This is a genomic window from Subsaximicrobium wynnwilliamsii (assembly GCF_007997225.1).
Taxonomy (GTDB): domain Bacteria; phylum Bacteroidota; class Bacteroidia; order Flavobacteriales; family Flavobacteriaceae; genus Psychroserpens; species Psychroserpens wynnwilliamsii.
On record NZ_VORM01000001.1, the window covers coordinates 127,839 to 143,100 of the forward strand.

10 protein-coding genes are annotated in these 15,262 nt (G+C 42.5%); all 10 read right to left on the reverse strand.

Going from position 1 to position 15,262, the window contains the following annotated elements; translation table 11 throughout:
- Positions 1-2: 2 nt before the first annotated feature.
- Positions 3-980: an N-acetyl-gamma-glutamyl-phosphate reductase gene (gene argC / locus ESY88_RS00560; RefSeq protein WP_147084904.1), complete on the reverse strand. Its 978-nt coding sequence runs from the start codon at positions 978-980 to the stop codon at positions 3-5.
- Positions 977-2,212, reverse strand: a complete 1,236-nt coding sequence (locus tag ESY88_RS00565) for an argininosuccinate synthase (protein ID WP_147084905.1) — start codon at positions 2,210-2,212, stop codon at positions 977-979. The genes argC and ESY88_RS00565 overlap by 4 nt, the downstream gene beginning before the upstream one ends.
- Entirely contained in the window at positions 2,196-2,840 is a 645-nt protein-coding gene (locus ESY88_RS00570; RefSeq protein ID WP_147084906.1) for a GNAT family N-acetyltransferase, read from the reverse strand. The genes ESY88_RS00565 and ESY88_RS00570 overlap by 17 nt, the downstream gene beginning before the upstream one ends.
- A gap of 346 nt (positions 2,841-3,186) precedes the next feature.
- The gene (locus tag ESY88_RS00575) at positions 3,187-4,764 is read right to left on the reverse strand and encodes an NADP-dependent glyceraldehyde-3-phosphate dehydrogenase (protein ID WP_147084907.1); all 1,578 of its coding nucleotides are present in this window, start codon (positions 4,762-4,764) and stop codon (positions 3,187-3,189) included.
- A 15-nt stretch (positions 4,765-4,779) separates the two neighbouring features.
- Entirely contained in the window at positions 4,780-6,045 is a 1,266-nt protein-coding gene (gene ilvA, locus ESY88_RS00580; RefSeq protein WP_147085066.1) for a threonine ammonia-lyase, read from the reverse strand.
- A gap of 110 nt (positions 6,046-6,155) precedes the next feature.
- Positions 6,156-7,664, reverse strand: coding sequence for a ketol-acid reductoisomerase (ilvC, locus tag ESY88_RS00585; RefSeq protein WP_147084908.1), 1,509 nt, complete (start codon positions 7,662-7,664; stop codon positions 6,156-6,158).
- A gap of 800 nt (positions 7,665-8,464) precedes the next feature.
- Positions 8,465-8,998 carry an acetolactate synthase small subunit gene (gene ilvN / locus ESY88_RS00590; RefSeq protein WP_147084909.1) on the reverse strand — a complete coding sequence of 178 codons (534 nt, stop codon included), beginning with the start codon at positions 8,996-8,998 and terminating at the stop codon, positions 8,465-8,467.
- Positions 8,999-9,242: 244 nt separating this feature from the next.
- Entirely contained in the window at positions 9,243-10,979 is a 1,737-nt protein-coding gene (ilvB, locus tag ESY88_RS00595) for a biosynthetic-type acetolactate synthase large subunit (RefSeq protein WP_147084910.1), read from the reverse strand.
- 229 nt (positions 10,980-11,208) lie between these two features.
- On the reverse strand, positions 11,209-12,888 hold the full coding sequence (gene ilvD, locus ESY88_RS00600; protein ID WP_147084911.1) for a dihydroxy-acid dehydratase: 1,680 nt from the start codon (positions 12,886-12,888) through the stop codon (positions 11,209-11,211).
- 827 nt (positions 12,889-13,715) lie between these two features.
- Positions 13,716-15,182, reverse strand: a complete 1,467-nt coding sequence (locus ESY88_RS00605) for a glutamate synthase subunit beta (protein ID WP_147084912.1) — start codon at positions 15,180-15,182, stop codon at positions 13,716-13,718.
- Between the last annotated feature and the right edge of the window lie 80 nt (positions 15,183-15,262).

Sequence of the window (15,262 nt, forward strand, 5' to 3'; positions counted from 1 at the left end):
CTTTAAAAATAATTCGCCTTCAGCCTCAACCCTTCCGTCTCCTCAAAACCAAACATGAGATTCATATTTTGAACCGCTTGGCCTGAAGCGCCTTTTAAGAGGTTATCGATACAACTTGTGATCAATAATTTGTTATTGTGCTTCTGTAAGTGCAACAGACATTTGTTGGTGTTGACCACTTGTTTCAGATGAATATCCTCCTCGCAAACCACGGTAAACGCAGCGTCTTTATAAAATTCCAAATACAGCCTTTTTGCCTCTTGCAAGCTGCCTTCAAAATTGGTGTAGGCAGTTGCAAAAATCCCTCTGGAAAAATTACCTCGGTTAGGAATGAAAAGTACTTCCGAAGAAAAATTGGTTTGTAATTGCTTAATACGCTCGTTGATTTCGCCCAAATGTTGATGCGTGAAACTCTTGTAATGTGAAAAGTTATTATCGCGATAGGTAAAATGTGTGGTTTCGGAAAGAGCCGTTCCCGCTCCTGTAGCGCCTGTCACTGCGTTGACGTGAATGTCTGCCTTCAGTAGATGTATGTCTGCCAAGGGTAAAATGGCCAATTGGATAGCAGTCGCAAAACAGCCTGGATTAGCGATGTAATTTGCTGTTTTGATGTCTTCCTTAAACAATTCAGGCAAGCCGTAAATGAAATCCATACCTTTAAAATGTTGGTCATGTTCTAGTCGGAAATCGTTGCTCAAATCGATAATCTTTGTGCTTTCAGAAAATGCGTTACTCTCTAAAAAAGCTTTGGAATGCCCGTGGCCTAAACATAAAAACAACACATCCACTTCGGGATTCAAGTCGCTGGAAAACTTCAAATCGGTACTGCCCACCAAATCCTGATGCACCTTTGAAAGTTTGTTTCCCGCATTTGAGGTGCTGTAAACGAAATCGAGTTTCGCTTCCTTATGATTGAGCAACAACCGAATCAATTCCCCAGCAGTATAACCTGCGCCTCCAACAATGCCAACTCCTATCATAATGTTTGATTTACTTGATGGTATATCTTGTTTTGATTGGCGAATATTTTGATGAAGCCCTTGGCCTCTTCTGCGGTCCAACCTGAGTTTACCTCGCCATATGCGCCGAATTTGGCGTTCATCAAATCGTGTTCAGAGCGAATGCCATCCAAAGAAAAATGATAGGGTTTTAAGGTAACGATGACTTCTCCGGAAACTTGTGCCTGGCTGCTCTCTAGAAAGGCTTCCATGTTGCGCATCACAGGGTCCAGATATTGACCTTCGTGCAAATGCATTCCGTAGAAACTGGATAAATAATCCTTATGCTGTAATTGCCATTTGGTCAAAGTATGTTTTTCCAATAAATGATGCGCTTTGATGATGACTAAGGCCGCAGGCGCCTCAAAACCAACGCGCCCCTTGATGCCCACAATGGTATCGCCCACATGAATGTCGCGACCAATGGCATAGGCGGAGGCCATATCATTAAGCACCTCAATATTAATTTCAGGACTGTTCTCAACGCCATTGACCGCAACCAATTCGCCTTCCAAAAAACGCAACAGCACTTTTTCTGGGTCGGAATGTTTCAATTGCGACGGATAAGCGGAATCTGGCAAAGGTTTTTCCGAAGTCAAGGTTTCTTCCCCGCCAACACTGGTGCCCCAAAGGCCTTTGTTGATGGAATACTTGGATTTTTCCCAAGACGAATCCACCCCATGTTGCTTGAGGTAATCGATTTCTTCCTGACGCGTTAATTTCTGGTCCCTAATGGGCGTTATGATTTCGATATGAGGCGCCAAGGTTTGGAAAATCATATCGAAACGCACTTGGTCGTTTCCTGCGCCGGTGCTTCCGTGGGCAATGAATTGGGCATCAATACTTTTGGCGTATTCCACAATTTCAATGGCTTGAATGATGCGTTCTGCACTTACTGAAAGCGGATAGGTGTTATTTTTAAGCACGTTTCCGAAGATTAAATATTTGATGACTTTCTCATAATAGGAAGCCACCGCATCGATATTCTTATAAGTAGAAACACCCATTTTATAGGCATTGCTCTCAATGTGTTCTATTTCTTCGGAAGAAAAACCGCCTGTGTTGACGCTTACCGAATGCACCTCGTAGCCCGCTTTGCTTAAGCTCACAGCGCAGTAGGAAGTATCCAAGCCACCACTGTAGGCCAAAACCAATTTACCCGATTTCTTGCTTTGCGATTGCGCTTCCGAAGAAGAATTAGTTGCTTCCTTCATTAGTTTGATTTTTAACTTTTCTCAATAGCATGGTTTGTTTGATGTTTTTCAAACGCGTCCACACTTTCTTGTCGTAAACATGCTCCTGACTCTCAATGCTATGTTTTGCTTTTGGATCGTATAACATGCCCGTACACAAACACATTTTTTGCTCGGTACGTTGCAGCACATCATAGTTTTTACAGGTTTGGCAGCCGTTCCAAAAGGATTCGTCATCGGTCAATTCTGAAAACGTGACGGGTTTATAACCCAAATCGCTATTCATTTTCATGACCGCCAATCCTGTAGTAATGCTGAACACCTTAGAATCTGGAAATTTTTTACGGGAGTGGTCGAATATTTTCTGTTTGATTTGCTTGGCCAAGCCCATTTTACGATAGCTGGGATAAACAATCAAGCCCGAATTGGCCACGAATTTCGCGTGGCTCCACGCTTCAATATAGCAGAAACCCGCGAAGTTCTCACCATCCAGCGCAATGACAGCGTTGCCATTTTCCATTTTGCTAATGATGTATTCTGGGGTACGCTTGGCGATGCCTGTACCTCTATCTTTCGCTGATTCCGCTATGGTATCGCAAATAATCTGGGCATAGACCGAATGGGATTTGTTAGCAATAACAATGTCCATTGTTTTGATTTATAAATTAAAATAATATTGAGATTGTGTTTTGAGAAAGAACCGGACTCACCTAAGTTCAAAAAATAGAGTGTACACCCAAAGGGCGACGCAACACCATGGGGAATCTCCTCAAGGCTTTGCTCGTTAAAGCAAGGCTATTTGAAAAATAAGATATGAAGTGGAAATGACTCAAAATAAAAAATATAAACGTTAATGGCTTCTTTTTAAGATTCAGAATGCACAGCGCCTGCGCAAAAATTGTGCGGGACACTCGGGACGTCTAGTATTTTGATTGATGATCATATTCAAATGTACTATTTTATTTTTCAACTCAATTTATTTTAAAAGTGTTTTTTTACAATAAATAATCGGTGCTCACGAAGTTTGACGCTTTACTATCCAACAAATTTTCGAGAATGGCATTGTTATAATCATTGTCTTTAGAAGCCACAAATGTACGGATGGAGAATGAGCGCAAGGCGTCATAAACACTCAAAGTGCCCACTGCAGAATCCTTTCTTCCCGTAAACGGATACACATCTGGCCCACGTTGGCAAGAACTGTTCAAATTGACCCTACATACTAAGTTTACCAAGGCATCAATGAGTGGCGCCAAGGTCTTGACATCACTACCAAACAAACTCACTTGTTGGCCATAATTGGAAGCTGCCATGTCATCTAAAGGCTTATCAATATCGCTAAAAGAAAGCACCGGAATCACAGGGCCAAACTGCTCTTCTTGAAAAACACGCATGTCTTTTGTTACCGGATACAATACCGCTGGATAGATATAATTGTCGGTGGTTTTACCGCCCTTCTCATTCAATATTTTTGCTCCTTTTTCTAACGCGTCATCAATCAACTCTTGAATGTAGGCTGGTTTATCTGGCTCTGGGAGTGGTGTCAATTTTACTCCATCGTCCCAAGGGTTTCCAAACTTAAGCGCATCGACTTTGGCCGAAAAGCGCTTATTGAATTCTTCTACGATGTCTTCATGTACATAAACAATTTTCAATGCTGTACAGCGCTGACCGTTGAATGAGGTTGTTCCTGAAATGCACTCATCAATCGCCAAATCTAAATCGGCATCTTTTAGAACTATAGCAGGATTTTTTGCTTCCAAGCCCAACACCAGTCTCAAACGGTTGCTTTTTGGGTGTTGGTTCTGCAAGGCATTAGCCGATTTACTATTTCCAATTAAAGCCAACACATCCACTTTTCCAGTTTTCATGATTGGACTTGCAACCGTGCGACCACGACCATAAATAATGTTGACCACACCTTTTGGAAAACTACTGCGGAAGGCTTCCAACAAAGGAGAAATTAGCAATACGCCAAACTTTGCAGGTTTGAAAATCGCAGTATTCCCCATAATCAATGCAGGAATCAATAGCGCAAAAGTTTCATTGAGCGGATAATTATAGGGACCCAAGCAGAGTACAACACCTAAAGGACCGCGTCTAATGTGTGCACGAACGCCATCATGCTTTTCAAATTTGGCGTTGTCCCGATCCAATTGCTTATATTCTTCTATAGTATTGTAGATATAATCGACCGTACGATCAAATTCTTTTTCAGAATCTGGTAAGCTTTTTCCAATTTCCCACATCAACAGTTTAACCACCTCATCACGTTTGGTTTTCATTTGAATCACAAACTTCTCCATGCATATTATACGGTCTTTGACCTTCATGGTTGGCCAAAGCCCTTGTCCTTTATCGTATGCATTGACTGCAGCATCAAGCGCTTCCAAAGCTTCAGTTTCACCCAAGGTTGGGATAGTTCCTAATAAGGTTGGTTTGTAATCTTTCGTAGAGGAAATTGAGGAATACACCTCTGAAGATTCGCCAGTCCATGGTCTTAATTCGCCATTTATTAGGTAGGTGTCTTGTTTTATTTCGGACTTTATTTGAAATTTTTCTGGAATGGTCATCGTGTTATTTTATGTTTATACTAAAAATTGAAATAAATCAGGTTTGTCATTAAGGTAGTCCCCAAAAAAGTTGCGCAATTTCATTCTAGCGATCAAAGGCTGCAAGTCTTTGGCATCCTTCAACTGAAGCCCCACTACTGCAGCACCATTCTCCCGATTGGTTTTTTTGGTGTACTCAAAATGCGTGATGTCATCGTTTGGGCCTAAAATTTCGACCACAAATTCCCGTAATGCTCCCGCGCGTTGTGGAAATTTGATAATAAAATAGTGTTTTAAATTGGCATATAGTAATGCACGCTCCTTAATTTCGGCAGTTCTTGTAATATCATTATTGCTTCCGCTTATCACGCAAACCACATTTTTACCTTTGATCTCTTCAGCATATTGGTCTAAAGCGGCAATGCTCAAAGCGCCTGCAGGCTCAATCACAATCGCTTCCTTGTTGTAAAGATCCAAGATGACTTGGCATATTTTACCTTCATCCACAGTGATCACATCGTGTAGATTTGCCCTACAGATTTCAAAATTGAGGTCGCCCACACGTTTTACCGCAGCGCCATCCACGAAATTCTCTATATTATCCAGCTCGGTATTTTGATTGTTTTTAATGGAAGTAGACATGGATGGTGCACCTTTTGGTTCCACACCAATCACTTTGGTTTGCGGCGATAATTCCTTGAAAACCGCAGACAACCCTGCCGATAAACCGCCGCCTCCCACCGGCACAAACACATAATGGATGGGATGCTCGAGCGCTTGGTCAATAATCTCCAGACCTACCGTAGCCTGCCCTTCAATCACTTTTTTATCGTTAAATGGGTTTATAAAGGTTTTATGCGAATCCTCACAGTGCATCATAGCTGCATGAAAGGCATCGTCATAGGTATCACCTATCAAAATCACATCGATAAACTCCTCACCAAACATTTTGACCTGTTCAATTTTTTGATTTGATGTTGGCGCAGGCATAAATATCGCGCCTTTAATCTTCAGTAATTTACAAGAAAGCGCTACACCTTGTGCGTGATTTCCAGCACTGGCACAAACGATTCCGTTTTCGGTTTCCGCAGCCGATAAGGATGACATCTTATTGTAAGCACCTCTTATTTTATAGGAACGCACTTGCTGCAAATCCTCGCGCTTGAAGAGAATATTACATTCAAATTGTTTAGAATGCCGCACATTTTTCATCAAAGGCGTCACAGCAGCAACACCTTCCAATTTTTTTGCAGCTGCTTCTACGGAAGCTAAGCTTGGGTAATATGTGGTGGTTATTTGCATAGTATATTCCTGCACAGGCAGGAATCTTTTGATTTTATTCAATTCATATAAAATTTCCCTAAATGACCTCTAAGCCCCGAAGCTTCGGGATTAAAACCTTAGAGGACTAACTATGATGCCAAAACCGATGCTTCAGCATCCACCTCATCAGACTTTATCACTTTCATGGCAGTCATGGCAGCGCGTAATCGTTTCCCAACTTTTTCGATGGAATGGTTTCTGATGGCATCATTTGCTGCAATCAATTCAATATTATCAACTGAATTTGAATTTGAATAGGATTTCCCAATAACCGAAGTATCGACCGATTTCATAAAATCTGCCAATAGTGGTTTGCAGGCATGGTCAAATAAATAGCAGCCATATTCCGCAGTATCGGAAATCACACGGTTCATCTCAAATAATTTCTTTCTGGCGATGGTATTGGCAATCAAAGGCAACTCGTGCAAGGACTCATAATACGCCGAATCCTCAACAATCCCAGCGCTTACCATAGTCTCATAAGCCAATTCCACACCCGATTTTACAAAAGCCACTAATAAAGTACCATGGTCAAAATAGTCCTGTTCTGAAATGTGCTCTGAAGTCAGTTTTGTTTTTTCGAAAGCCGTCTCACCGGTTTCAGCACGCCATTTCAAAAGGTTCACATCGTCATTGGCCCAATCTTCCATCATGGTTTTTGAGAAATGTCCGGAAATGATATCGTCCATGTGCTTTTCAAATAAGGGGCGCATGATGTCCTTCAATTCTTCGGAAAGTTGAAAAGCCTTCAGTTTTGCAGGATTGGATAAACGGTCCATCATATTCGTGATACCGCCATGTTTCAGCGCTTCGGTAATCGTTTCCCAACCATATTGTATCAATTTCGCAGCGTAATTAGAGTCGATACCTTCAGCAACCATTTTATCAAAACTCAAGATAGCACCTGTTTGCAAAAGACCGCACAGCATGGTTTGCTCGCCCATCAAATCCGATTTTACTTCTGCGATAAACGAAGACTGCAATACGCCAGCCTTATCGCCTCCGGTAGCCACCGCATAAGCTTTGGCCTGGTTCCAACCCTTGTTTTCCGGGTCATTCTCAGGATGTACCGCAATTAATGTGGGCACACCGAAACCGCGTTTGTATTCCTCACGTACCTCGGTACCAGGACATTTTGGCGCCACCATAATAACCGTTAAGTCTTCTCGAATTTTAGTGCCTTCCTCAACAATATTGAAACCGTGCGAATAACTTAGGGTCGCTCCTTTTTTCATCAAAGGCATCACGGTTTTTACCACATTGCTGTGTTGCTTATCGGGAGTGAGATTCAACACCAAGTCGGCAGTGGGAATTAAGTCGTCGTAATTGCCAACTGTAAATCCGTTTGAGCTCGCGTTTTTGTAGGACTCCCGCTTTTCATCAATGGCAGCTTGGCGCAGGGCATAGGAAATATCCAAGCCAGAATCGCGCATGTTCAAGCCTTGATTTAAGCCTTGCGCGCCACAACCTACGATGACGATTTTCTTGCCTTTCAAAGCGGTCACGCCATCCTCAAATTCTGAGGCGTCCATAAATCGGCATTTTCCCAATTGTTCCAATTGCTGTCTTAATGATAAAGTGTTGAAGTAATTTGACATGTCTTTTATTTATTTTACTGAAATTTATTTTGAAAATTGATGTTGTTAAATTTTAGAGAAGAGAAAATAGAGCCTAGAGTATAGACTTGATTTTATTAAACCTAATCATTCTTCTGTCATTCATCTTTTTTCTTTTTTCTCTTTTGTATGTTCTCTTTTCTATTCTAATTGTCAACTGCTGTTACTATCACCCTCAGACCTATAAGGAGACCTCCTACGTCGGCGACACTTTGCAGGTCAGCCACCTTTGAATGAATTTGAAACTAAGGTCTTTTTTGTCTATGCTCTAGGTTCTATTCTCTATATTCTAAACTCTATTTTTTCAATGGTGCAAAAACGCTTCCCTAAAATTCTAGAAAAAAGAATATAGAAGCTAGAAAATAGACTTGATTTTATTGAGCCTCATCATTTATCTATCGTTCATCTTTTTTATTTCTCGCTCTTCTATGTTCTTTTCTCTCCTCTAATTCTCAATTGTTGTTTTACTGTCATCCTCAGACCTACAAGGAGGCCTCCTGAGTCGGCGGCACCTTGCAGGTCAGCCACCTTTGAAGGAATTTGAAACTAAGGTCTTTTTTGTCTATGCTCTAGGTTCTATTCTCTATTCTCTTTGCTCTACCCTATTTTTAGACTCGTGCTATATTATCGTCTCAGACCTACAAGGAGGCCTCCTACGTCGGCGACACTTTACAGGTCAGCCACCTTTGAAGGAATTTGAAACTAAGGTCTTTTTTGTCTATGCTCTAGGTTCTATTCTCTATATTCTTTTCTCTTTTCTTTATATTCTAAACTCTATTTTTTCAATGGTGCAAAAACGCTTCCCTAAGCATGGTCGAAATCCGCATTTCATCTTTAGTGACCGCAATGCGACCCGAACGTGTGTATTGCATAATGCCGAAAACACTGAGCTCTCTTGAAAGCATATCGATTTCCTCTTTTCTGCCCGATTTCTCAATGACAAAAAATTCTCGGTTTACCGTAACAATGCGTGCGTTGCTTTCTTTGATGATGTTCTGAATTTGGCGTTCTTCAAACAACAAAGCCGACCTCATCTTAAAAATTGAGGATTCCTGATAAATGATATCATCTTCGGTATGATAAAAGGCCTTGATAACCTCCACTTGCTTCTCTAACTGCCCAATGATTTTTTTAATGCGCTCTTCGGAAAGTTCCACAACAATGGTCCATTTTGAGACATTTTCAATCTCGGAAGCCGAAGAATTAATGCTCTCAATGTTGATGTGTCTCCGCTGAAAAATCGCCGAAATACGATTGAGCAACCCGATATTATTTTCGGTGTATATAAAAACGGTGTATTGTATGTTGTCGTTCATTGTTTTTCTATTTTAGAGGGAAGTTGGGTAGAGGGTGGAATCTAGAGTCTAGAGTCTAGATTTGATTTTATTAAACCTCGTAATTCATCAATCGCTCATCTCTTTTCTTTTCTCGCTTTTCTATGCTCTTTTTCTAATCTAATTTTAGACTCTTTCTTTTTTTAAACTAATTTTAGGCTCTTCATGTATTTTCGTGGTCAGACCTACAAGGAGGCCTCCTTCGTGGGCAACACCTTGCAGGTTTTTACTCCAAACGAATCTCAGAAACACTTGCTCCAGTAGGAATCATCGGGAAAACATTGCCTTCTTTTTCCACGCGCACTTCAAGAAAATACGGCCCTTCAGTTTCCATCATGGTTTTGACCGCTTCTTTTAAATCTTCTCGTTTCGTCACTTTATTGGCTGCGATGCTATAGCCTTTGGCAATGGCGACAAAATCTGGATTTACCATTTCTGTGGAAGCGTAGCGTTTTTCAAAGAAGAGTTGTTGCCATTGGCGCACCATTCCGAGGAATTCATTATTTAAAACCACGATTTTTACTGGTGTTTTCTGCTGAAAAATAGTGCCCAATTCCTGAATGGTCATTTGGTACCCACCATCGCCTATAATGGCGACCACCTCACGGTCTGGAGCCGCCATTTTTGCGCCAATGGCTGCTGGTAAGGCAAAACCCATGGTGCCGAGACCTCCAGAGGTAATATTACTTTTGGTCTTATTGAAATTGGCATACCGGCAAGCCACCATTTGATGCTGGCCCACATCGCTCACAATCGCTGCATCGCCTTTGGTTTGGATGTTGATTTCTTTTAAAACCTCGCCCATGGTCAGGCCTTCCTTGGTGGGATATAAGTCGTGCTTAATGACTTTCTCATATTCCACATCATATAAGTCTTTAAATCTTTGATGCCATTCTTGATGGGTTTTTTCTTCCAGCAGCGGCAATAGGGCCTCAAGACTTGCTTTCGCATCGCCCAATACCGCAATGTCGGTTTTGACGTTTTTATCCACTTCCGCAGGGTCAATTTCAAAATGGATGATTTTTGCCTGTTTGGCATAACTCGCCAGATTACCAGTAACACGGTCGTCAAAACGCATCCCAATAGCGATGAGCACATCGCAATCGTTGGTCAATACATTAGGCGCATAATTACCGTGCATGCCTACCATACCTACATTCAATGGATGTGAGGTTGGGACGGCCGAAGCACCTAAAATCGTCCATGCTGAAGGGATTCCCGCTTTTTCGATAACCGCCTTAAACGCGTCTTCCGCTTTGCCTAAAATCACACCCTGTCCCCATACGATAAATGGTTTTTTCGCCGCATTTATAGCTTCCGCAGCCGCTTTTAAAGTGGCTTCATCGGTTTTAGGAACCGGTTTATAGCTTCTAATTCCTGTACATTTTTCATACTTAAAATCGAATTCCTCAAACTGTGCGTCTTTTGTAATATCAATTAATACAGGCCCTGGCCTTCCACTTCTAGCGATATAAAATGCTTTCGCCATGACTTCAGGAATTTGCGATGCTTTGGTAATTTGGTGGTTCCATTTAGTAACCGGTGTGGAAATACCCACAATATCGGTTTCTTGAAAGGCATCACTGCCCAACAAATGCGAGCCTACTTGACCCGTAATGCAGACCATAGGTGTGGAATCGATTTGCGCATCGGCGATACCGGTAATTAAGTTTGTCGCTCCCGGCCCAGAAGTCGCAATCGCGACGCCCACTTTCCCAGAAATTCTGGCGTAACCCTGCGCAGCATGGGTTGCCCCTTGCTCGTGTCGCGTCATGACATGGTGGATTCTATCCTGATACTTATATAGCTCATCATAAACAGGCATGATGGCACCGCCAGGATAGCCGTATAAAATGTCAACGCCCTCGGCCAATAGACATTTGATAACGGCTTCGCTGCCCGAGATGCGCTCGGTAACTTGTGAATTATTGGTTTCTTTTTGTATGGTTTGTGTTGCTTTCATAGGCTTAATCCTCCCTTAATCCCTCCAAAGGAGGGAAACTGTTATTCCTCCATAACCCTCTCCTCCCTTAATCCCTCCAAAGGAGGGAAACTGTTCCTCCCTAACTCTCCCAAGGAGGGACTGTGGCGGGAATACTTTTGAGTGATGGTTTAATTATTATTTGATTCTAGTTCCTCTTATGTCTTGATTCTTGGTTCTATCTTCTATCTTCTCTCGGCAAATTCTGTTTTCAAAACTCATCTGTTACGCAGCCTTTTGAAGCTGAAGAAACCGTTTTTGCATATTTATAGAGGACGCCCCGTTTGAATTTCAAGGCGGGTGCTTTCCAGTGTTGTCTTCTCTTCGATAATTCTTCTTCGGAAACTTCCATGGTAATCGTATTGGTTTCGGCATCAATGGCAATCATATCGCCATCTTTTACCAATGCTAGGTTCCCGCCCTCTTGGGCTTCTGGTGTGATGTGACCCACTACGAATCCGTGCGTGCCGCCTGAAAATCGCCCGTCGGTAATTAGGGCGACATCCTTTCCTAAGCCTGCACCCATAATGGCTGCGGTAGGTTTGAGCATTTCGGGCATGCCAGGACCGCCTTTTGGACCTTCGTATCGAATGACCACCACGTCGCCTTTTTCGACTTTTCCGTCACGAATACCATCGTTCGCTGCATATTCGCCTTCGAAGACTTTCGCTTTTCCGCGGAAATGCAAGCCTTCCTTACCTGTGATTTTTGCGACGCTGCCTTCCGTAGCTAAATTTCCGTAGAGCATTCTTAAATGTCCGGAAATCTTGATGGGTTCCTCAATGGATTTTATAACATCCTGACCTTCCGCCAAATCATCCACATCCAATAAGTTTTCGGCCAAAGTCTTCCCTGTAACTGTTAAGCAGTCGCCGTGGATGAGGCCATTTTTCAGCAAATATTTTAAAACCGCAGGGATGCCTCCAACACGATGCACGTCTTCCATGAGGTATTTTCCGCTGGGCTTTAAATCGGCCAAAAATGGTGTATTGTCACTAATCTCCTGAAAATCCTTCAGCGTAAAATCAATTTGAGCCGCTCGGGCAATGGCCAAAAAGTGGAGCACCGCATTGGTAGAACCACCTAAAATCGTGACCAATCGTACGGCGTTTTCCAAAGATTTTCTGGTAATAATATCGGAGGGCTTAATATCTTTTTCCAACAGCAATCGCAAAGCTTCGCCAGCTTTAACTGATTCTTGCTGTTTGGCATCACTCAAAGCCGGATTGGAAGAATTAAAAGGCAGCGTCATGCCCAAAGCTTCAATTGCCGAAGCCATGGTATTGGCAGTGTACATGCCACCGCAGGCTCCAGCGCCCGGACAGGCTTTCTCCACGATATGTTGATATTCGGTCTCGTCCATTGTGCCTGCGACCTTACTGCCCCAAGCTTCAAATGCTGAAACGACATCCAGTTTTTTACCATTATGGCAACCAGAATCGATGGTGCCACCGTAAACTAAAATGCTGGGCCTATCCAACCGAATCATCGCCATCAAGGCGCCTGGCATATTTTTATCGCAGCCCACAACCGTAATCAAGCCATCATAACTCATGGCCTGCACCACGGTTTCCATAGAGTCGGCAATGATATCTCGGGAAGGCAAGGAATAGCGCATCCCTGGAGTTCCCATAGAAATCCCATCACTTACACCAATGGTGTTGAAAATGAGCCCAATGATGTCCTCGTTTTTGGTGCCTTGCTTGACCAATTTCGCCAAGTCATTGAGATGCATATTACAAGGGTTGCCCTCATAACCTGTACTCGCAATCCCAACCATGGGCTTATAAAAATCTTCCTTTGTTAATCCAATCGCGTGCAACATCGCTTGCGCTGCAGGCTGGGTTGGGTCTTGGGTAACGGTTTTACTGTACTTGTTTAATTGGCTCATAATAAAATTTGATGAGACGAAATTAACCACTTGATTTTCATTGCTCTTAGAATTTGGGATTCGGAAGCTAAACCCAAGGCTCGAAGTGCCTATTTATTTTACTGAAAATCAGGGTTTTGACCTGGGCTAATTATGATGTTCAGGCGTGTTAATTTATTGTGGATTTAGAAGAATTTATCAGATGAATAATTTTTCGCTCTTAAAATGAGAATTCTCTTATTCTGAAGCTTTATAAATTGCGTAGCATAAAGCCTTTGATTAAATTTTTGATTGCTGAAAACTATTTAGAAAAAGCACTATAGTGAAATCGGAAAACAATGAATTTAAATCAATATTGTCCGACAAAGACTTAAGACCGCTGCGCTGCAAGACATAAGACTTGATTCGTAAACATTTGAGAATTAAGCCCATCTGATTGTCATTTTCACAACCAAAACTTAAAATGTCTTTAAGAGTTTAAGCAAGCTATTATATTTAAAATTTGCCTAAAAGCTTGCTGCTGTTAACAAAATCGTTGTTTATAAAAGTTTAATCGGACAACAATGAACTTAATCTTTTAGTAATTTGGGGTATTATAAGATTTCTCATTTTGTCAAGTCCCTGCTAAGATGGTGGATAATAAGAATATCTGCCCTTTTATTATTGATGACTTTGTAGGTTATTCTATAGCGCCCTTGGATGAGTTGCCTTAAATCTGCTCTTTCAAATTCTGGCTACGGAAACCTCTCAACTCGCAGTGACCCATATGAAAGTCTGTGTTTTTTTTGACCAAGATCCCGATAATTATCGGGACTGCTTCTGCCCTTCGGCATACAAGTTCGCAGGCATTAAGCTCGGGGTAAATCGCCCTCATCTTTCCTTGGCAAATTAGAGCTGCCCATCAAATAAGAATCGACGTGATACGCTGCTTCGCGACCTTCGGAAATCGCCCAGACAATGAGTGATTGTCCGCGTCGCATATCGCCAGCGGCAAAAACGCCTTTGACGTTAGTGGCATAATCTTTTATGGTCGCCTTGATATTGGTCCTGAAATCCATTTCGAGTCCAAATTGATCGGCCAAGGTTTTTTCCGCCCCCGTGAAGCCCAGTGCCAACAGCACCATATCACATTCCCATTGTTTTTCGGTACCTTCCAATTCGCGGAGTTCTGGGCGTTCGCCTTGCTTTAAAATCCATTCGACCTCAACGGTTTTGAGAGCCACGAGGTTTCCGTTTTTGTCTCCTATAAATTCTTTGGTCGAGACACTAAAAAAGCGCTCCACGCCTTCTTGGTGGGACGAGGTCGTTTTCAAGCGCATGGGCCAATACGGCCACGGTTGATGTGCGGGGCGACCTTCGGAAGGCTTACTCAGAATCTCAAAATTTGTGACCGATTTAGCGCCATGCCGGTTGCTGGTGCCAATGCAATCGCTGCCGGTATCGCCTCCACCAATCACAATCACATTTTTGTCTTTTGCGGAAACGATATCCTTTAACTCTAGCAATCCGTCAACATATTGGTTATTTGGTTTTAGGAAGTCCATAGCTTGATACACGCCTTTCAAATGATTTCCCTTGATAGGGATGTTTCGCCTTACCGTTGCACCTCCACATAAAACTACGGCATCAAAATCGGCTTTGATGGTTTCTACACTAATATTCTTGCCAACCTCAGCATTGGTTTTGAAGTGGATGCCTTCTTCCTCTAGAATCGCCAATCGCCTATCGATGACCTTTTTTTCCATTTTAAAGTCAGGAATCCCGTAGCGCAACAAACCGCCCACTTTAGAATCGCGCTCAAAAACGGTAACCTCATGGCCTGCGCGGTTCAATTGCTGTGCTGCTGCGAGACCTGAAGGCCCTGAACCTATGACTGCCACTTTTTTATCGGTACGTATTTTTGGTGGATGTGCTGTTATCCAACCCTCTTCAAAGGCGCGTTCAGCAATGATCTTTTCTATATTTTCTATGGAAACCGGGTCTTCATTGATGCCCAAAACGCAAGCTTCCTCGCAAGGTGCAGGGCATAAACGTCCCGTAAACTCCGGAAAGTTATTGGTAGCATGAAGAATCTGCGCCGCTTCCTTCCAGCGACCTTTATAGACTTTATCGTTAAAATCTGGGATGAGATTTCCCAATGGGCAGCCGCTATGGCAAAACGGAATTCCGCAATCCATACAGCGCGCCCCTTGGTCTTTCATCGCCTTTTCCTCTAAGGGAATGGTAAATTCCTGATAGTTTTTTACCCGCGTCTCAACCTTTACATAAGGTTCGTCCTCTCTTTCGTATTCTAAAAATCCTGTTACTTTTCCCAAAATTGTTATATTATATTAATTCGTGCCACGTTATTATATGGCGTCCCCTTTTATATATCGTCCTTTCAGGACTTTAGGGT